Here is a 19,688-nt window from a genome sequence, read left to right on the forward strand (position 1 = left end):
GTTTCCCGCAGCGGCTTTTTCGTGTCGAATGTTCGTCGTCTTACATCAGCGATGGCAAGAGCGTGATGATCGACGGAAAGGCCAGCAGGCCAGCAATCGTCAATACATCCGCGATGAAGAACGGGATACAGCCGCGGAAGACTTCCTGAACCGGAATGTCCGGGCGCACACCGGAAACCACGAAGCAGTTCAGTCCGATGGGTGGCGTGATAAGACAGAGCTCTGCCATCTTCACCACCAGAATGCCGAACCAGATCGCACACGCCTCTCCGGACATGCCAAAGGCACTGTCCGCAGCAGAGACGGCCTCACCGCCATTGAGCGCGATCACTGCCGGGTAGACCACTGGAAGCGTCAGGATCAACATGCCGATGGCATCCATGAACATGCCGAGCACAGCGTAGGCCAACAGGATGCAAATCATGACGATCCAGGGCGAGAACTCCAGCGCTACGATAAAGTTCTTGAAGGCGTCCGGAAGTCCCGCGAACCCGAGGAAACGTACATAGACCAGCACACCCCAGATGAGGGTAAAGATCATGACCGTCAGCTTGGCCGTCTCATGCAGGGCCTGGCCGAGCTGGCCCAGCTTCATGCCCTTGGCAAAGGCTACGATCAGGACCACGAAGGCTCCGAGGGAACCAGCCTCGGTCGGCGTTGCCAGACCAAAGAAGAAGGAGCAGAAGATGATGCCAATGACCGCGATGATCGGCAGGGTACCCGGCACTGACGCAAAACGCTCACGCCACGTGAAGCCTTTCACAGCAGGCGCATCGCCACGCCATGCGGAAACACCCACAATAATTCCGACGTAAATCAGAGCAGAGAAGACGCCAGGCAGGAACCCGGCAATCAAGAGTTTGCCAACTGATTGCTCGACCAGGATCGCGTAGATCACAAGAATGGCCGAAGGCGGGATCAGCGAGGCGAGCGTGCCACCAGCGGCCACGACAGCTGCTGACAGACGCTTGGAGTAACCAGCGGCCAGCATCTCCGGAATCGCAACCCGTGCAAAAACGGCAGCGGTTGCTACAGACGCACCGGAGACAGCAGCAAACCCGGCTGTCGAAAAGACGGTGCCGACGGCCATGCCGCCTGGCAACCAGCCAAGCCAGCGTTTCGCAGCTTCGAAAAGCTGCTTCGTGAACCCGGCGTAGAACGCAAGAAAGCCGATCAGGATGAAGGTCGGGAGAACCGACAGGGAATATGTGACCGACTTGGAATGCGGGATGGTACCCGCCATTTTAAGGGCAACGAAGAAACCCCGCTCAAAACCCATCTTCATCGAGAAGAAGACGATCAAGCCAACAAGGCCGGTGAAGGCAGCGGCGAACGCAACGCGCATGCCCATAACAACGAGAACGAGCAAGACGCCCGTCATCAAGAGACCTACCTCAAACGGCGTCATTTGCTGTCTCCTGCTTCGGTTTCATCGCCAAAGGCTTCCTCGATCTCATGCTGCGCTGTTTCCTCCACATCGTGGATGATCGGCACACCAATCGGAGCCCGGCTCGGGTCGATAACGAGACGCAGATAGCCATAGGCCTGAAGCAAGAGGCGCAAGAACAGAAGACCCAGCGCAACGGGTACAACCAGCTTGGATGGCCAGGTCGGAAGGCGAATGTCCATCGTGCTGTCGCCGATCACGAATGAGCGGTCGAAATGATACCAAGAGCCCCAGGCCAGCAGCGCGACAACAACGGCAATCAAAAGCACGCCAAACAATTCAGCGATCCAGAGCGGGCGGCCATGGATTTTACCGAGAACCATTTCCATTCGGATATGGCCGCCAACGCGCTGACAATAGGCAACCCCGCCAAATGCAAACACGGCCATGGCTTGTTCAGTAATATCGATGAACCCTGGAACCGGCATGTTCAGGGTCAGTCTTCCGATAACCTGCGCAACCGCCACAAGCATCAGGATGAGGATGCTGCTGGCTGCGATGAGGTTGAAGCCGTTTTCGACATGAGCCAACGCTCCGTCGAACTTGATGTATGTATTCGGCCGGTCGGGTTCGGGCCGAACGGCAGTGCCGTGACTGGTCATTTTAGGGGTGCCCTTGCAGAAAACCCTCGGCGCAGAACGCGCCGAGGGGTAATCGTCAGAATGACATGAGTTGGGCTCAGCCCTTGATCACGCCCTTAACGAGGTCGAGGAGCTCCTGAGCCGGAAGGCCGTTCGCGGATTGCTCCTGAACCCAGGCATCCTGGATCGGGCCCGCTTTCGCTTCGAAAGCGGCAAGTTCTTCGGGAGAGAATTCGACCTGAACGATGCCGCGAGCTTCAAGTTCCGGCCACCACTTGTCATAAACCTTGGCGTAGGTCGCAAGGTAATGGTCGAGTGCCGGCTGAACGGACTCATCAAGCGCGGTGCGGAAATCGTCAGGCAGAGCTGCATAAGCGTCCGTGTTGACGACGATCGGGCAATGAACAGTGCCCGGGTTCAGGTTCTTGGTCCACCAGTTGGCAACTTCAACCGTCTTGAACGAAAGGTGCGCGTGTGGTGCGAAACCCGCAGCATTCACTGTACCGGAATCAATCGCCTGGTATGTTTCAGAAGCAGTCACCGAGGTCGGAACCGCACCAGCAGCTTCCATCAGCTTGCCGAGACCGCCCAGAGCACGGACACGCATGCCTTCGAAGTCATTGATGGACGCTGGAACATCGCCCTTACCTGCGAAATTGTACTGCGGCATCGGAGACGGCATCAGCAACTTTGCATTCCAGCGACCAAGGTCTTTCTGAACAGCAGGATGCTCGTAGAGTGCCTTGGAGACCTTCACTTCGGTTTCCAGATCGGAAACGCCAAGGAACGGCAGTTCCAGAACAGTCAGCGTCGGGTTCTTGTCAGCGTGATAAGAGGCACAGAACTGTGCCATCTCGAACGCGCCGAATGAGATGCCATCGAGGTTTTCGCGCGATTTGGAAAGTGCGCCGCCATAATGCAGCTTGATTTCGAACTTGCCATCTGTCTTCGCAGCCACTTCTTCAGCGAGCTTTTCAACGTGCTCAGTGAAGGCACGGCGTTTGCCCCAGAGCGACACATTCCATGTCACGTCAGCAGCAAAAGTTTCAGTTGCGAAAAAAAGACCGAGTACGGTTGCGGATGCAGCCGTGGCGAATTTACGGGTAGTGAGCATACTGTTCCTCCCAGGTAACGTGGCTCAATTGTCTTGGCAGACGCTCATTACGATGTGCAGCATGAGCCCTCCAAGCTGTCGTCATTTTTTGCACGCGCTGTGCCAAATGCGTGTCGAAGCAGAAAATTTCCCAATTTCCGCCGCCTTTTCGACCAATCCTCATCCTCTCCCGCACAAAATTGAGCAGAATATCGCCGACTGTTCAAGCCTATCGGCAATATTTTGCCGATACCCCTTTACCCTCGCAATACAGCTCAGGGCATTCACTCGTCGCCCATGACCTGCGGGCGGCTTAATTTCAGGCGGGTCATCTTCTCGTTCAGGGTCCGCCGGGGAACTCCTAGCTCTTGCATGACGTCGGCAATACGTCCCTCATGCCTGCGAAGCGCGTTCGAAATCACGCTTCGCTCATAGCTGTCCATCAACTCCTTCAATGTCCCACCCGCGACATCAGTCACACTGTGGCCGGGCCCGACGACGAGGGTCTCTAACGGCTGGCGACCAACGCCTGCATTGAGCACAAAGCGCTCTGCGGCGTTACGCAATTCACGCACATTGCCTGGCCAATCGTACGTTCTCAGAAATGCTTCGTCACGGGCAGTGACGTCCGGCATCGCAATCCCATATTGAGCGGCAAAACGATTGATGAAGGTATCGAAAAGCAGGAGACTGTCGTTTCCTCGCTCCCGCAGCGGCGGAATGGCAATCTCGATCGTATTCAGACGGAACAGGAGATCTTCGCGCAGAGCTTTCGTCGCAACCGCTTCCTTGGGTTCAATGTTGGCCGCGCTAACAACACGGAAGTCGACGGGGACAGGACGGCGTCCGCCAATTCGGTCGACGCATTTCTCCTGAAGAACTCTCAGCAGCTTGGGCTGAAGCGGAATCGGCATCGAGACGATTTCATCCAGAAAAAGGACACCGCCATTAGCCGCCTCAATTCGTCCCGTCCGCGTTCGATCTGCGCCTGTGAATGCACCGGCCTCATGGCCAAAAAGCTCCGCCTCGACCATGGTCTCCGGCAAGGCAGCAGCGTTGATCGCAACAAAGGGAGCATCCTTGCGATGGCCAAATGCATGCAGCGCCTGAGCGACCACTTCCTTGCCGGTTCCGGTTTCGCCGGTGATGAGAACCGCGGCATCCGTTCCAGCAAAATGAAGCAGTCGCTCGCGCAATGCGCGCATGGCAGGGCTGTTGCCAAGAAGCCGCCGCTCCAAACTGCCCTCTTCGACCAGACGCCTCGACAGCGAGCGGTTCTCCAAAACAAGGCTGCGCTTTTCACAGGCGCGGTGAACAAGCTCCGCGATGACTTCAGGGTCGAACGGCTTTTCAACAAAATCGTAAGCGCCACTTCGCATGGCCTCGACTGCCATCGGAACGTCACCATGGCCCGTGATCAATATGACCGGAATATCCGCATCAACCTCAGCGATCCGCTTCATGAGACGGACGCCGTCGTCTCCATTCAACATCACGTCTGAAACGACGCAACCAGGAAAGCTTGGTTGAACGTGGCGCATCGCGGCCTCGGCATCCGAGACCTCTATGGTCTCGAAGCCCGCGAGCCCCAGCCATTGGCGAAGGGCAGACCGCATCGCGGGATCGTCATCCACGATCAGAACAGGGGTCTTGACGTTGGCAGCGGTCATTCGACTTCCGGCTCCAGAACAGCGGTTTCAGCTCGCGGCGTGGCGTCACGCTCCGCCCCCTCCGGAGCCGGCAGGGTAAATACGAAGGTAGCCCCGCCGCTTGCGCTTGGTTTTACTTGCAAGGACCCTCCGAGATCCTCGGCGATACGGTCGGAGATAGACAGGCCAAGTCCCAGCCCGCCATTGCTCAACTTGGTGGTGAAAAATGGATCAAATATTTTTTCGCGAAGATCCACGGGAACCCCCGAGCCATTGTCGGAGACACTGACGACAACGCTCTCCCCCTGCCGCCCCGTCTCAAGAATGACTTCTCCGGCCTCCGCCTTTGCAGCTGAGTCCGCGCCGTTTCGGAGCAGATTCACGAGTACCTGCTCGACTTTCAACGGAGCCGTTTCCAGATTGAGCGGCTCGTCGGGCAGTCGGAGATGCAGTTTCACGCCGTCTTCTTCAAATCGCGAGCGTGCGATCTTTTCAGCCGCAGCAATACTAGTCCTCAAGTCAACCACCTCAATCCGGCTTTCGGCAGGCCGAGCAAAGCGTTTGAGCTCCTGGGTCAGGGTTGCCATCCGGTGTTGAAGAGAATCGATCTCTTTCAGATTATCTTCAACGGCAGGAACATTGCCACTCTCAAGGAGCTTCCGCGCACCTGCCACAAACATCCGGAGCGCTGCCAGAGGTTGATTCAGCTCATGCGCGACCGCCGCAGACATCTGGCCAACCGCAGCAAGCCTGCTCGACCGCGCCAGGCGCATTTGTGCGTTTCTCAGCTCTTCTTCAACGCGCCGACGTTCGTCAACCTCATCCACCAGCCGTTGGTTCAACTCGCGCAGGCCCTGTGACTCCTGGCGTAGCAGAGCTGAGGCTTGCCGCAGGACACGCCCCCTTTGAATGAGCAAACCTACGAGGTAGAGCAGGCTCAGGCCGATGGCAGATGCCCAGATTGGCCAAATGTTCTTTCGCGTTTCTTCAATAGGCACGAGAAAGTGAAGCGTCCATCCGAGCAAGCCGACCTGGGCCGAGTTATGCCTGTAGGTATGACCATCGACCGTCACGACCTTCTCATTACCCAATGGGCTTTGCGAGAGAGCGGTCAGGGGCTGGTCGGCATATTGCCGTGTCGCAGTGATTTGGCTCCGGACATCGTCGGAGAGTTCTTGCAAGGTTCGGTAGCGCCAATCAGCGACTGAGGCCAAAAAGATCACCCCGTTGGCATCCGATGCAAAAACCGTCTCTCCGCCCTTTGCCCAGGCTTGCTCCAACGGCTCCATGTCGACCTTGACGACGGCGACACCATTGGGCTCGCCGTTTACAGGAGAGGGCAGCGACAGGAAAAGTCCGGGTTCCCCCAGCGTTGCGCCAATCGCGAAGAACTGCCCTTCCTTGCCTTTGAGGGCAGTATGAAAATAAGGGCGGAAAGCATAGCTCTGTCCAACAAGAGACAATTCATCGCGCCAGTTGCTCGCCGCCAGCGTCCGTCCGTGCCGATCCATCACAAACAGCAGATCCGCTCCAGACTTTTCCGCCACTTCTTCTAGAAAACGGTTCGTCGACTCGGTCGGTCTGCCCATGTTCAGAACAACGGTCGCCCTGGGATCGCGCGCCAGCATGTACGGCAAATAGCGATATTTCTCATATTCTCCGAGGATGGTCTGGCGATAAAGGGTAAGTCGCTCGGCCGCCTTGTGATCCACGGTCTCCCGATCCTGCTCCACCATCAGCTGCACAAGCAGCGATGCAATCAGCAGCACGGCGATTGGAGGAAGCGCAAGAAGAAGCAATCTGGTCGACATGCGGTCCTTATCCCCTTTTTGCTGCTCTGCCGCAAACCGTTCCCGATGACATGGACAAATCGGCCTGCGCAAAGCTAGGTTGCAGCCATCAAGATCAAGGGATGGAAAACATCGATGGACTTCAGCTTCACCGAAGAACAGCGGATGATCGCCGATACAGCCAACAAGCTTGCAACAGACAAGCTGGAACCGCTGGCAGAACGGCTGGACAGTGGTGAGGGTCGCGCCGAGTTTCTTGCCAACTTGCAGATACTTGCTGACAACGGCTTTATGGGCCTCAATCTGTCCTCGGAGTACGGTGGAACTGAAGCCGGCACCATCGGCTTTGCGCTCGCGGTAGAAGCCCTTGCTCAAGGGTGCGCCTCTACGGCTGTCACCGTTTCGGTCACCAACATGGTCGGCGAGGTTATTCAGGCCGTTGGTTCAGAAGAGCAAAAAGAACGGTACCTGCCGCGACTGACGGACGGCCGATATGCCGCCGGCGGTTTTTGTTTGACGGAATCCAGCGCTGGATCTGATCCTTCATCGATGAAAACCCGGGCGGTGAAGGACGGCAATCATTACGTCCTCAACGGTTCGAAGCTCTACATCAGTTCGGCTGAATACGCTGGCGTCTTTGTGGTTTGGGCGGTGACTGACCCTGATGTACCCAAAGGCAAGGGCATTTCCTGCTTTCTTGTCGAAGCTGGGACGCCAGGCCTGGTCATTGGCAAGGCGGAAAAGAAGATGGGGCAGACTGGCTCAGCGACCAATGAAGTCCTCTTTCAGGATTGCCGCGTCCCCGCGACCGCGATGATGGGCAAAGAAAATGAGGGCTTTCGTATTGCCGTTGGCGAGTTGGCTGGCGGGCGTATCGGGATCGCCGCGCTTGCTCTTGGCGTTGCCCGAAAAGCGATGGCTGCAGGCAAAGCCTACATCAAGGAAAGAGAGCAATTCGGCCGTCCCCTTGCAGACATGCAAGGGCTGCAATGGTTGGTTGCAGACAGAGAAACGGAACTGGAGGCGGCAAAGCTGCTTATCCATCAGGCCGCAGCGCTCAAGGATTCAGGCAAGGCCTTTTCCAAGGAAGCGTCCATGGCAAAGCTCTTCGCTTCAGAAGCTGCCCAGAAGGCAACCTACACAGCGTTGCAACTTCACGGCGGCGCCGGTTACATCAAGGACTATCCACTCGAGCGTTATGCTCGCGACGCCAGAATCACGACCATTTACGAGGGCACATCCGAGGTGCAGCGTCTGATTATCGCCCGCGAGGTCATGAAGGCAGTTTGATGTCTGACTCGAGTCTTTGGTGAAATTGAGTTTCTGCAGGATGTGCAGGCCAGTTTGGGAAAGGTCTTGCCAATGGAAATGAGTTTGCCAACGCTGACCGGGGCTCCGGTTCTGGAAACTCAAAGGCTGTTGCTACGAGCACCTTCACCCTCAGACTTTCCCGCCTTCCTCGCCTACGCGACGTCGCACCGCACTGCCTTCACCGGCGGCGCCAAGCCCGAATTTGCCGTGTTTGAGAAATTCGCCAGCATGATCGGACATTGGGCGTTGCGCGGTTTCGGCAGGTTCACGATCACGGACCGGATTAGCGGCGCGGCGCTTGGCCACGTCGGCCCCTTCCAGCTTGTTGACGAACAGCTGCCCGAACTCAGCTGGACGATTTGGTCAGATGCGGCAGAAGGTAAAGGCCTTGCATTTGAGGCCGCGCAAGCCGTGAACCATTGGCTTTTCGGGCCGATGGGTTGGACAGAAGCCATCGCGGAAGTTCATCCTGACAATCAAAGATCTCAGGCAATTGTACGCAGGCTCGGCGGGCGGCTCTGGGCTGATGGCCCGCGAGCCATTTTACCGGGCGGAGACGTTTACCGTTTCACCGCGCAGACAATTGCCTGACTGCTTTTGATAAAAACTAAAACAGGCAACTCATTCGCTCACTGGTTGATACGCCTCAAAGTAACGCCCACGTTTCCTGCATAGAGTGTTTTCACAAGGGCCTATGCCCAGTTTTCTACAAGGAGGTACGACCATGGCTTTAAAAGATATCGTGACAATTGTGGATCTTTCCGGGTCCCAGCCCGCCGCGAAATATGCGATCGACCTTGCTGCCAAGAACGACGCCCATGTGACGGGTTTGTCCATTGCGTTCGAACCGGTGGTTCCTGCATTCGCAGCTGCGCCGATGCCCGTTGACTACGTGCAAGCAGCGCATGAACAGGCAGTCGGCGCTGCTAAAGACGCCCAAAAAGGCTTCGATGAGCTTGCCCGCCTTGCCGCTGTAAAGACTGAAAGCCGCGTTGCGGATATTTTGACTGGAGGCCCTCTCGAAGGACTGCTTCAACATTGTCGCACAACGGACCTTGTCGTCCTTGGCCAGGAAAACCCCGACGCTCCCGAGCCCATGCGCGAGCTTTTGATCGAAACAGTCTTGTTCGAAAGTGGCGTGCCGGTTTTGGTCGTTCCCTACATCGGCGTTGCGCAGTCCGAAGCCAAGAACGTCGTGATTGGCTGGGACGGCAGCTCCACAGCGACACGTGCAGTCCATGCTGCTCTTCCGATGCTGGACAAAGCAGAAAAGATTACGGTGCTTGTGGTCGAAAAGAACGTCAATGACGATATCCAGCCTGGGGCGGAGATCGCAACCTATCTGGCGCGGCACGACCTTGATGTGACGATTGACGTCATCAGCGACCCTCAGACCCGGATCGCGGACACGTTGCTCAACTATGTCTCAGACAATGGCAACGACCTCGTGGTCATGGGTGGCTACGGCCACAGCCGGATGCGCGAGTTTCTCTTTGGCGGTGCCACACGAGAAATTTTGCAAGCCATGACCGTTCCGGTCTTGATGGCTCACTAACCCGGACAGTCAGCCTCCGGGGCGCGATCCCTGCGTTGTGGAGGCTGACCAATTTCCTTATCAACTTCATTCAAATTTCGTTCTTTCCGTGTCAGGCTTTGTGGAGCTCCCACGGAGAATGACTGCGTGACCATCAAAAACCTCGACGGTTTCTTTGCACCTGCATCACTGGCGCTGGTCGGTCCATCACGGCATAGCGGCGAGGTTCTGGAACACCTGTCGCGTACCCTCCTGGCATCGGGCCGGAACCAGTCTGTCTATCTCATTGGACTACCGGATCTGGACCCTGGTCTGACAGGCAAGCACGTCGATCTCGAGAACCTCCCAACTGCTCCAGATCTTGCGATCTGTCTGAGTGCGGCAGAAACGACGCCGGAGTTGATCGCCGATCTGGCACGACTCGGAACCAAAGCTGCCGTTCTCTTGTCTCCTGGGTACGAGACCTGGACGGAGGCGTTGGTTCAGGCTTGCCGGGAAGCTGCACGCAGCACGCGGCTTCGCATGATCGGCCCCGGCAGCCTTGGACTTGCCGTTCCGTCCTTGGGCCTCGACTGCCTTCTTAGTGCCAAGTCGCCGACATCTGGTGACATAGCGTTCATCGCTCGCTCTGGTGCCGTCTTGAACGCGACCCTTTCTTGGGCCAGCGCTCACAAGACCGGTTTCTCAGCTGTTGTCTCACTAGGTGAGCGCATGGATGCCGACATTGGCGACCTCGTCGACTATTTTGCGCAAGACTACAAGACACGAGCCATTCTTCTTCACGCCGAGGCAATCTCCAGTCCGCGCAAGTTCCTGTCAGCCGCCAGAGCGGCGGCGCGCAGCAAGCCCGTGATCATCATCCGATCGGGCCGGAGCCATGACGCCAGTGGCAGCGGCCTCACCCATGCAGGTCACCTGGCTGATCCGGACCTTGTCTATGATGCAGCCTTCCGCCGCGCGGGCATCATCCGTGTCAGCGACCTCGACGAAATGTTCGAGGCCGTCGAAACGCTTGCGCGCGTGCGCGTTCCTCAATTTGACGCATTGACGATCCTGTCGAATGGCAGAAGCCTCGCCAGCCTGGCCGCGGATCGTCTGACCGACCTGGGGGGCAAGCTTGCCGAACTCTCAGAAGACACTGTCAACTCCCTCTCAGCCTATCGCCGCACAAGCCGAAATGCCGAATCAAGTTCCGATCCCATCATCCTGCGCGCGGAACTCGATCCAGTTGACCTCAAAGCGGCGATCAGCACCGTCCTCAGCGATAAAGGCACCGACGGCGTTCTGGTCCTTCAGGCCCCAAGTGCCTTCACGGATCTGGCTGACACAGGGCGCGCGATTGCGGAGGCGGCCAGAGAGAACCGGCGGCGGACCGGACGGCGCAAAGCCATCGTCGCAGGCCTGATTGGTGATGACGGCAGTGCTCGCGGCGACCTGGATGAAGCCGGCGTCCCTTGTTACGCCAGCCCGGCGGAAGTCGTGCGCTCGATCATGCACCTTGCTCATGATGCGCAGTCGCGGGACTTCCTGATGGCGGCACCGGCCAGTGTTCCTCAAGATTTCATTCCTGATGCCGAGACCGCGCGCGCGATCGTTGATGGCGCGATGAAGGAGAACCGAACCTGGTTGTTTCCGCAGGAGGTTTCGAAGATTCTGGTAGCCTATCAGCTGCCTGTCATGCCGACGCGGCTGTGCAAGACGCCTGAAGAAGCGGGCGATCACGCAGTGGAATTCTTCAAGAAGGCCGATCATTGTGTCGTCAAACTGATCTCGCAGGATCTGCCTTTCAAATCGCGGATAGACGGCGTGCGCCTTGGACTGGAAACTCCCAAAAGCGTCGAGCGGGCTGCACGCGAGCTCATCCGGCAGACCAAGCGATCATTTCCGGACGCAAGAATTGCAGGGGTCAGTGTGCATCCCATGCTTGAAGATCGCCACGGAATAGAGTTGTTTGTTGGTCTGGCAGATACGCCCACCTTCGGACCGGTTCTGGTCTTTGGTCATGGCGGGACGTCGGTTGAAGATAGCCGGGATATTTCGATCGAGTTACCCCCACTCGACCTCAATCTGGCGCATGCCATGATCAATCGCACCAGAATTGCCAAGCTTATCGATGGCACCAGCACACGACCTGCCCTTGATCGCGATGCCCTGGCGCTTGCATTGATGAAAGTTTCGCAGATCGCAATCGATATCCCAGAAATTCTTGAGCTCGACATCAATCCGCTCGTGGCGCTGGAGGACGGTCTTGTTGCGCTTGATGCTCGCATGACACTAGGCGAACCGGCCCGTCACCCCGGCCGGGACGGGAAGTCCCGTCTCGCCATCGCGCCCTATCCCGAAGAGTGGGAAGACACGCTATCGCTCAAAGACGGAAGAAAAGTCTTCGTCCGCCCAGTTCGACCAGAGGACGAGGACCTCTTCAAGAGCTTCTTCGAGACCGTATCTGCGGAGGATCTGCGGCTACGTTTCTTCGCGCCAGTACGGGATTTCAGCCATCGTTTCCTGGCACGGCTGACACAGCTTGATTATTCGCGCGCCATGGCATTCGCCGCAATTGAACCAGAGACCGGCGACCTTCTTGGTGTTGTCCGCCTGCACGCCGATCCCGATCATAAGAGCGGCGAGTATGCGATCATGGTTCGCTCAAACCTGAAAGGTGTTGGTCTCGGCTGGGCCCTTATGAAACTCATCATCCGGTATGCACGTGCAGACGGTATCGAAACAATCCAGGGCGAAGTTTTGAAAGAAAACACGAGCATGCTCAGCATGTGCCAGGCACTCGGATTTCACGTCGAAACCTCGCCGGACGACCCCGGGGTCGCCCATGTCAGCCTGCAAGTGACCGACCTGGATCTGGCCGACGACGTTGGCTAGCTCTTCGCTTCAGCGACCTTGCGAATTTGGCTGAGCGAGGTGGCCGGAGTGATTGCTTCCGGATCGAGCTTGAGGTGAAGCAATGCCGGTTTTCCGCTCGCACGCGCACGCTCGAACGCCGGCCCAAACTCATCTGAGGCATGGACAGTCTCTGCGTGCGCCCCATAAGACGACGCAAGCGCCGAGAAATCCGGATTCACCAATTTCGTCCCCGATGGTCGTCCGGGATAGTGGCGCTCCTGATGCATCCGGATCGTGCCGTACATCCCATTGTCGACCAGAACGACGATGATCGCCGCGCCCTCCTGACAGGCCGTGCCAAACTCCTGCATACTCATCTGAAAGCAGCCGTCCCCGGCGAAACAGATTGTCTCCCTTTCAGGAAAGGAGAGCTTTGCCGCAACGGCCGCAGGCAAGCCATATCCCATAGAACCAGAGGTCGGTGCAGCTTGGGTCGCAAACTTGCGAAACCGGTGAAAGCGATGCACCCAGCTGGCAAAATTTCCCGCGCCATTTGTGAAAATGGCGTCATCGGCAACGTTCGCCTCGATCCATTCCATCACATCGGACATTTGTAGAGCGCCTGGAACCTGCGGCCGGGCTCCTGACCATGCCAAATAGTCCGTATGGGCATCCTCTGCCTGACCCTTGTTCCGGGGCTCCGTAGGAGGCTGCAATCCTTCGACAGCCTTGCAGAACCCTGTCGGGCTTGCGTGGATCGCGAGTGACGGCCGGTAGACGCGGCCAAGTTCTTCCGCATCCGGATGCACATGTACCAAGGGCTGCGCAGGCTGGGGAATGTCGAGCAGAGTGTATGACTGACTTGGCATTTCGGACAGGCGCCCACCGATCAGCAAGATAAGGTCGGACGCCTTTGTCCGCTCAAGCAATTTGGGATTGATGCCAATGCCAACATCGCCCGCATAGTTGGGATGCAGATTGTCGAACAGCGCCTGCCGACGGAAGGAGCAAGCAACCGGCAGATCGAAACGTTCGGCAAAGCGGGTCAAGGCGGCAACAGCGTCTTCACTCCAACGGCTGCCACCCAGAATGGCGATTGGCCGTTCCGCGGTCCAGAGACGCTTTTGCAAGTCCGCCATTTGTGTCAAACCCGGATGGGTTTCGACCTGCTGCCAAGGCGACGGCTGCGCAACATCTGCCACCTCGACAAGCATGTCTTCCGGCAGGGCCAAGACCACCGGTCCCGGTCGACCTGATGTCGCAACGTGATAAGCACGGGAAATGAATTCGGGGACCCGGTCAGCTTGGTCGATCTCCGCCACCCATTTCGCCATACCGCCGAACATCTGGCGGTAATCGACCTCCTGAAAGGCCTCGCGCTCACGCATGCCGCGTTCGATTTGACCAATAAAGAGGATCATCGGTGTCGAATCCTGCATGGCGACATGAACCCCCGCAGCTGCGTTGGTCGCGCCAGGTCCACGCGTAACCATGCAAATGCCCGGCTTGCCGCTGAGCTTGCCATGGGCGTCGGCCATCATGGCCGCGCCACCTTCCTGGCGGCATATCGTTACAGGAATAGAGGCATCATGAAGGGCGTCCAAAACGGCCAGATAGCTTTCGCCTGGCACACAGAACACCCGCTCCGCGCCATGTAGTTCCAAGGCCTCGACGAGAAGCTGTCCACCGGTCTTCTGGCTCATTCCTATTCCCTGCCTTCATGATGTCCAAGTATCGGACGTTTCAACGCTTGTTGTATACTCGATGTGACCGGGGCCCGGCAGAGGGAGCAGCCACATTATTTGGCAATGACATCATTCCAAAAGGGACGCAACTACACCAGAAGCACAAACGGCCGCGGATCACCGCGGCCGTCGTCAAACCAGTACTGAGCAAATAATGGCGCGCTCTTAGTCGAGCGGCGGAATACGCAGAACCTGACCCGGGTAGATCTTGTCAGGGTGAGAGAGCATCGGCTTGTTGGCTTCAAAGATTGCCTGATACTTTGACCCGTCACCATAGGCATCTTCAGACACCTTCCAGAGCGTGTCGCCCTTTTGGACGGTGTGAAACTTTGCTTCCGGTTCGGCTTCGGCGACTGTGATCTCTTCTTCAACTTTCGAGATCCCCAGGACGTTGCCGACCGCCAGGATCAGCTTCTCGCGTGCAGCCTGCGTTGGCGCAGCGCCCGCGACCTTGACCGTATCGCCTTCAACTTCGACCTTCACATCACCATCAAGGCCAAGCTCGGCCACTTCAGCGGCGATCGCATCTGGACCAGACGTTTCAGCTTCATCGTCGCCGAACAGTTTCTTGCCGGCATCTTTTACGAAATCAAAAAAACCCATGCTTCTTTTCCTCTTGCCATCCTGCAGCATCCCGCTGGCCGCACTGGGCTGCATACATTGGACAGTTATCCAAGCACTGTGGCAGAAAGCAAGGCATTGAAAGAGCATTCGTCATCGGCTGCAGACAAATTCACCGGTCAGATACTCCGTTTGGCTATTCCGCTCCTCAAATTTTAAAAAGGGGGCGCCGACAAAGTCGCACGCCCCCTCGCCGTCCCCCTGTGGACGTTTCTCACTAGTCTCGCTTGGTCAGGCTTTGCACTTGACTTCGATCTTTTTGGGCTGCTCCGCGCTTTCAGCAGGCCTTGGCAGAACGACTGTCAAAACACCGTTATCCATAAGCGCCTCAACCGCCCCGGGCTCGGGCGCAAATGGCAATACCATTTCACGCCGGAAAGAACCGAAGCTACGCTCACGGATCTGGCGATCTTTTTCGCTGACCGTCTTTTCGGCAGATTTCTCACCCTTGATTGTGAGAAGCTTGTCAGCGACTGAGACGTCAATGTCCTTTTCCGCGACACCAGGCAGTTCTGCGGTCAACTCAAGGCCGGTTTCCGTTTCATCAACATCAATCGCTGGAAACGTCATTGCGAAGAGAGTTCCAGCCGGCAGCCGACGCCCGAAATCCTGGAACAAACGATCCATTTCTTTCTGAAGCGAAATTACCGGGCTGTCGGACTCGTTCCAAAGAGAAGGCAATACTGATTTCATTTTTGATCCTCCTGTTTACAAGATCGTCCTAAAAAGGCCCTCGTGAAAAGAAGAGCCGTTTCATTTCAAACCGGGTCCATTCAAACAGACGAAACCGTCACGACCTGAAAGGTGAACAAATCACCGTCCTCATCCTTGATCGAGACATACTCCCCTGGCTGGAAAGCATGTGACCCGAAGCGGTAGCCTGCTTCATCGTCATCTTCACCCTCGATGTCGTAGTGAAACGCCCAGGATCCGCCCGGACGGTGGACCAGATGACCGATCTCCTCTTCCTCGCCACCCCAAAAACGCCGGACACGGCAATGATCCCGCTCCTTTTTCCAAAGGTCGGCGTCAATGTGCCCGCTGTCGTCAAGCGGCGCTGTAAATTCGTAGCCGTGTTGCGCCGACCCATTCGGATGGTCTTTGGTTCGCGCCAGGTTCAACCTGATCTTTTTCAGAGCCGGGTAATCGCTCATGTTTTTCTCCTTGGTGCGACTTTCGAGGGGACATTGGCACAATGAGCCGTTCTCTCATTGAGAAAGATCAAAGGCTGCAAGTAACCTGCGATGCACTTTGCTCTGGTCATCAACGACCATCTTTCAGGAAAGATCCAAATGGCCAATCCCGATTCACAGGAAGCAGTCTTCGCGTTTTTGATGGCCCTACCGGTCAATGAAGACGAGCAACCAGGCGTCACGAGGATCGACACCCACGCCAACGTTGTCTTTCTGGCCGGATCAAAGGCCTACAAGATCAAGCGCGCAGTCAAATTTCCCTTCCTGGATTACTCCACGCTGGCCAAACGCGCGGAAGCATGCAAACGCGAGATCAGCCATAACATCCGAAATGCTGCTCAGATCTACATTGAGGCCCTGCCGATTACCTGCGACGCAGACGGGCACCTTGCCATCGACGGTCCGGGAGAGACAATTGAGTGGGTCGTGGTCATGAACCGCTTCGAGCAAGACAGGCAGCTCGATCACGTTGCGAAAGACGGACCACTGTCCAAAGACCTATGTGATGATCTGGCGGATATGCTAGTGGCCGCCCACGCGGCAGCACCGGAAAAGCCGGAGGCGGCGCAGGGCTTCTTCAAAGAATTGGCGAGCTATGTCGATCAAAACGACATCGCGTTTGCCGAACATCCGGACCTTTTCCCACCTCGAGCTGCCGAACACCTCACCAGTCAATCGCGTCTCTGGTTGGAGCGGATAGCGCCGCTGCTGATGAAACGCGGCGCCGACGGCCATGTCCGCCTCTGCCATGGCGACGCACACATGCGCAACATTGTAGTGCTGGACGGCAGACCAGTTCTGTTCGATGCCATAGAGTTTTCCGATGCGATGGCGACAACGGATACGCTCTACGACCTTGCCTTTCTCCTGATGGACCTATGGGAGAACGACCAGCACGAAGCGGCGAACCTGGTCTTCAACCGCTATTTCGACAAGCTCCCGGTCGACGCGCGAGAGAGCGCAAACGAATTGCAAGGCCTCGCCGCCCTTCCCTTTTACCTGATGATGCGCGCTGCCATTCGCGCCAAAATCGCAGCGAGTGCGGCAAAGGCACAGCACACTGAAACGGACAGGCGTGCGCAAGAAGAAGAAGCCGTGTCCTATTTCAACCAAGCCATAGCCTTCCTGGACCCTGGCGAGCCGGATCTCGTTGCAATCGGCGGGTTTTCCGGCACCGGCAAGACCACTCTTGCCTACGCGCTCGCGCCGGAGATCGGCCGTGCACCCGGGGCCCGCGTTTTGCGCACGGACATCGAGCGCAAGAAACGGCTTGGACTGCCCGAAACACAAAAAGCTCCTGGCGAGGCCTATACGCGTGCAGCTACTGAAGCGGTTTACAACGCTCTGGAGACAGCGCTCCAAACGACGCTCGCAAGCGGGCACTCAGCGCTGTTCGATGCCGTATTTGCTGACGAGAAAGAACGTGCACGGATAGAACAACTCGCAAAGGCGGTAGAAGCAAGCTTCTGCGGCCTGTGGCTGGATGCGCCCGCCGAGACCTTGATGGAACGCGTTTCGACACGGCAGGGAGACGCATCAGACGCCACAACGGAGGTGGTCGACCTGCAGCTGAGCTATGAGCTGGGTGACATGAACTGGTCTGTCATCGACGCGGGAGGTGAACCGCCTGTCACGCTGCAAAACGCGAAACAGGTGATTGGCAAAATCCTGCCTCAAAAGCCATAAGCGCGGGCGGCTGCAGCTGCGGCGACTGCGCATACCACCGCGACGATGTCTTTTCTCAGAAGCGCCATGACCGCTCCCGAAACGATGATGCAGAGAACGACCGGCACTCCACCCTTGAACGCAATGGGCAAGATTGTAGAGACGATGATCGCCCCCGGCAGAGATTCCAGTGCCTTGCGAACACGGGGTGTGAGGGGTATCCGGCCCATCACCCAATAGCCACCTGCCCGCATCATGTAGGTTACAGCGGTCATCATCAGGACGGCAGCAACAAACAAGCCATCGGCTCCAACGCTTGCCTCAATCATCCAGGAAGGCTCCCGCCAGAGCCCCGGAAACTGCACCGGTAAGAATGCCCCAATAGCCGCCCAGCTCATACCAGGTCAGAACCGCAACACCGCCCGCGATTGCCCAGCTTATTGTCTGACGCTTGCCTTTCCAGAGCGGAATGAGCAAGGCGATAAAGAAGGCGGGCATCACGACATCAAGTCCCCAGGCTTTCGGGTCGCTGACCAGACTGCCGAAAAAGTATCCGGGCACGACGGACAGCGACCAGATGCACCACATGAAGAGGCCACTGCCGAGAAAAATGCCCCAGTCACGTTCGCCCTTGTCATACTCGCGAAGCGCTATCAGCCAATTGATGTCGGTCAGAAAGAATAGGGCGGGATAGGTTCGCGATGACGGCACTTGCCCCAGCCAGGGACGCAGACTGGCACCAATAAGGAGCATGCGCATGTTGACGGCGGCCACGACACCAACCATTGCAAAGATCACGCCCCAGGTCAGAGGTGCCGTGTAAACCTCCATGGCGACGAACTGAGACGCCCCGGCAAAGACGAATGAATTGAACATCAGCGTCTCAACGAAGGTCAGCCCTTTCTGCGCAGCGACAGTTCCAAAGACAGCACCAAACGCAACAGTCCCGGGAAGAGCCGGTATACAGAACTTTGCGCCCTGCAGGCAGCCTGCCGAGGTGATCGTAACTGGAGGACTTGCAGTCATTGCGGCCTACTCCCGCGCTGGCCCTTGGCGCCTCGCGGGTTCTACGACAATCGTTTTCCAAAAGACTCAAGCTGTTTGCGAAACCAGCTCAGTGTGCGGAGAGTTACAATGGCCGATTACCGTTTCAAGAACCAATCATATTCGTTGATCAGACCATTCAAGAAATGGATCGACGCCCAAGGTCCGCAAAGACGCCTACATCATCACGTCGTAAATCATACGCAAACCGGTAAAGCCAAGGAAGAGCGCAAAGATCAGCTTGAGCTTCGCCGGGTCGATTGTATGCGCAATTTTGGCTCCAAGTGGTGCGGCGTAGGTTGATGCTGGAATGATCAGGAAAAACCCGATGAGATTGACATAACCCAGCGAGAACGGCGGGCGACCTTCCGCGTCCCAACCGAAGTATATCGACATGAGCGTGCCAGGCACCGCGATGATCAGGCCGATCGCCGCCGCGCTTCCAACCGCCTTGCGGATTGGATAGGAAAACAACGTCAGAGTGGGAACGCCGAGCGTTCCGCCGCCGATGCCCATCATCACCGAGATGCCGCCAATCAACAGGCCCATCAGCTCCTTGATGGGTGAACCTGGCAGCTTTTCAGCGATGGCAGATCCTTCTTTGCGCAACAGCATGTTTGCAGACACCACAAGCGCCACGATGCCGAATATCAGCGTCAATGCACCGCCGGAGAGATTGCCAGCGAGCGTCGCGCCGCCAATGACACCGAGCGCGATGGCCCACCACCAGCTTTTCAGCAAATCCATATCAACGCTACCGCGTTTCCAATGGGCACGAGCAGAGGATGTTCCGGTCGCAAGGATTGTTGCGAGCGAGGTGCCAACCGCCAAATGCATGAGAACGTCTTGATCAATGCCAAGGCCGGAAAACATGTAATAGAGCACCGGCACAATCACGATGCCGCCGCCAACGCCAAGCAGGCCCGCAATAATTCCAGCCACGACACCTGTTGCCAGCAAGGCGCCCGCAAGAAGCGCTAATGAAACCAGGCTTATGTCTTCCATGCGGACGTTCCCCCGTCGGTTGCTATGTATTGTCGGCAACACTCTCCGCCCCTTTTGCAAGTGGGCGTATTTTCCTCCTACCGACCGCCAGCAAGTACCCTTAGGATGAGCATCGCCGGGTCTCGGCAGCAAAGATCTTCTTAATTGCATACAATTTTTAAAGCAAGGCCAT

General features: G+C 57.1%; 17 protein-coding genes. 5 read left to right on the forward strand and 12 right to left on the reverse strand.

The window, feature by feature from the left end; translation table 11 throughout:
• Positions 1-40: 40 nt before the first annotated feature.
• The 5 genes from ABJZ52_RS09300 to ABJZ52_RS09320 form a co-directional block, all read right to left on the reverse strand.
• Complete coding sequence (locus ABJZ52_RS09300) at positions 41-1,408, reverse strand: TRAP transporter large permease (RefSeq protein ID WP_348186128.1); 1,368 nt, start codon at positions 1,406-1,408, stop codon at positions 41-43.
• Positions 1,405-2,049: a TRAP transporter small permease gene (locus tag ABJZ52_RS09305; protein WP_348186130.1), complete on the reverse strand. Its 645-nt coding sequence runs from the start codon at positions 2,047-2,049 to the stop codon at positions 1,405-1,407. Before ABJZ52_RS09305 ends, ABJZ52_RS09300 begins: the two co-directional genes overlap by 4 nt.
• Before the next feature lie 76 nt (positions 2,050-2,125).
• Complete coding sequence (locus tag ABJZ52_RS09310) at positions 2,126-3,142, reverse strand: C4-dicarboxylate TRAP transporter substrate-binding protein (protein ID WP_348186132.1); 1,017 nt, start codon at positions 3,140-3,142, stop codon at positions 2,126-2,128.
• 263 nt (positions 3,143-3,405) lie between these two features.
• On the reverse strand, positions 3,406-4,791 hold the full coding sequence (locus ABJZ52_RS09315) for a sigma-54 dependent transcriptional regulator (protein ID WP_348186134.1): 1,386 nt from the start codon (positions 4,789-4,791) through the stop codon (positions 3,406-3,408).
• Complete coding sequence (locus tag ABJZ52_RS09320; RefSeq protein WP_348186136.1) at positions 4,788-6,581, reverse strand: ATP-binding protein; 1,794 nt, start codon at positions 6,579-6,581, stop codon at positions 4,788-4,790. The genes ABJZ52_RS09315 and ABJZ52_RS09320 overlap by 4 nt, the downstream gene beginning before the upstream one ends.
• Positions 6,582-6,695: 114 nt before the next feature.
• Here ABJZ52_RS09320 and ABJZ52_RS09325 point away from each other — a divergent pair, with 114 nt between their 5' ends.
• The 4 genes from ABJZ52_RS09325 to ABJZ52_RS09340 all read left to right on the forward strand — a co-directional run bounded on the left by ABJZ52_RS09325 (position 6,696) and on the right by ABJZ52_RS09340 (position 12,282).
• Entirely contained in the window at positions 6,696-7,850 is a 1,155-nt protein-coding gene (locus ABJZ52_RS09325; RefSeq protein ID WP_348186138.1) for an acyl-CoA dehydrogenase family protein, read from the forward strand.
• A gap of 72 nt (positions 7,851-7,922) precedes the next feature.
• Positions 7,923-8,462, forward strand: a complete 540-nt coding sequence (locus ABJZ52_RS09330; RefSeq protein ID WP_348186140.1) for a GNAT family N-acetyltransferase — start codon at positions 7,923-7,925, stop codon at positions 8,460-8,462.
• Between the two features lie 133 nt (positions 8,463-8,595).
• Positions 8,596-9,426, forward strand: a complete 831-nt coding sequence (locus tag ABJZ52_RS09335) for a universal stress protein (protein WP_348186142.1) — start codon at positions 8,596-8,598, stop codon at positions 9,424-9,426.
• A gap of 126 nt (positions 9,427-9,552) precedes the next feature.
• Complete coding sequence (locus tag ABJZ52_RS09340; protein WP_348186144.1) at positions 9,553-12,282, forward strand: bifunctional acetate--CoA ligase family protein/GNAT family N-acetyltransferase; 2,730 nt, start codon at positions 9,553-9,555, stop codon at positions 12,280-12,282.
• On the opposite strand, the gene ABJZ52_RS09345 is transcribed toward ABJZ52_RS09340, so the two are convergent.
• The 4 genes from ABJZ52_RS09345 to ABJZ52_RS09360 all read right to left on the reverse strand — a co-directional run bounded on the left by ABJZ52_RS09345 (position 12,279) and on the right by ABJZ52_RS09360 (position 15,763).
• Positions 12,279-13,946: a thiamine pyrophosphate-binding protein gene (locus tag ABJZ52_RS09345; protein WP_348186146.1), complete on the reverse strand. Its 1,668-nt coding sequence runs from the start codon at positions 13,944-13,946 to the stop codon at positions 12,279-12,281. The genes ABJZ52_RS09340 and ABJZ52_RS09345 overlap by 4 nt on opposite strands.
• 207 nt (positions 13,947-14,153) lie before the next feature.
• Positions 14,154-14,591, reverse strand: a complete 438-nt coding sequence (lysM, locus tag ABJZ52_RS09350) for a peptidoglycan-binding protein LysM (protein ID WP_348186148.1) — start codon at positions 14,589-14,591, stop codon at positions 14,154-14,156.
• A gap of 249 nt (positions 14,592-14,840) precedes the next feature.
• Positions 14,841-15,302 carry an Hsp20/alpha crystallin family protein gene (locus ABJZ52_RS09355; protein ID WP_348186150.1) on the reverse strand — a complete coding sequence of 154 codons (462 nt, stop codon included), beginning with the start codon at positions 15,300-15,302 and terminating at the stop codon, positions 14,841-14,843.
• Between the two features lie 80 nt (positions 15,303-15,382).
• Entirely contained in the window at positions 15,383-15,763 is a 381-nt protein-coding gene (locus tag ABJZ52_RS09360) for a hypothetical protein (RefSeq protein WP_348186152.1), read from the reverse strand.
• A gap of 138 nt (positions 15,764-15,901) precedes the next feature.
• On the opposite strand from ABJZ52_RS09360, the gene ABJZ52_RS09365 reads away from it, so the two are divergent.
• Positions 15,902-17,488 (forward strand): AAA family ATPase, encoded by a 1,587-nt coding sequence (locus ABJZ52_RS09365; RefSeq protein WP_348186154.1) that lies wholly within the window; start codon positions 15,902-15,904, stop codon positions 17,486-17,488.
• Here ABJZ52_RS09365 and ABJZ52_RS09370 read toward each other — a convergent pair.
• From ABJZ52_RS09370 to ABJZ52_RS09380, 3 genes are all read right to left on the reverse strand, one after another.
• Positions 17,476-17,796: an AzlD domain-containing protein gene (locus tag ABJZ52_RS09370; protein WP_348186156.1), complete on the reverse strand. Its 321-nt coding sequence runs from the start codon at positions 17,794-17,796 to the stop codon at positions 17,476-17,478. The two genes, ABJZ52_RS09365 and ABJZ52_RS09370, sit on opposite strands and share 13 nt — an antisense overlap.
• Positions 17,789-18,493 carry an AzlC family ABC transporter permease gene (locus ABJZ52_RS09375; protein WP_348186158.1) on the reverse strand — a complete coding sequence of 235 codons (705 nt, stop codon included), beginning with the start codon at positions 18,491-18,493 and terminating at the stop codon, positions 17,789-17,791. The genes ABJZ52_RS09370 and ABJZ52_RS09375 overlap by 8 nt, the downstream gene beginning before the upstream one ends.
• 195 nt (positions 18,494-18,688) lie before the next feature.
• Positions 18,689-19,516, reverse strand: a complete 828-nt coding sequence (locus ABJZ52_RS09380; protein ID WP_348186160.1) for a sulfite exporter TauE/SafE family protein — start codon at positions 19,514-19,516, stop codon at positions 18,689-18,691.
• Positions 19,517-19,688: the final 172 nt, after the last annotated feature.

It is taken from the genome of Roseibium sp., from assembly GCF_039982295.1.
Lineage (GTDB): Bacteria > Pseudomonadota > Alphaproteobacteria > Rhizobiales > Stappiaceae > Roseibium.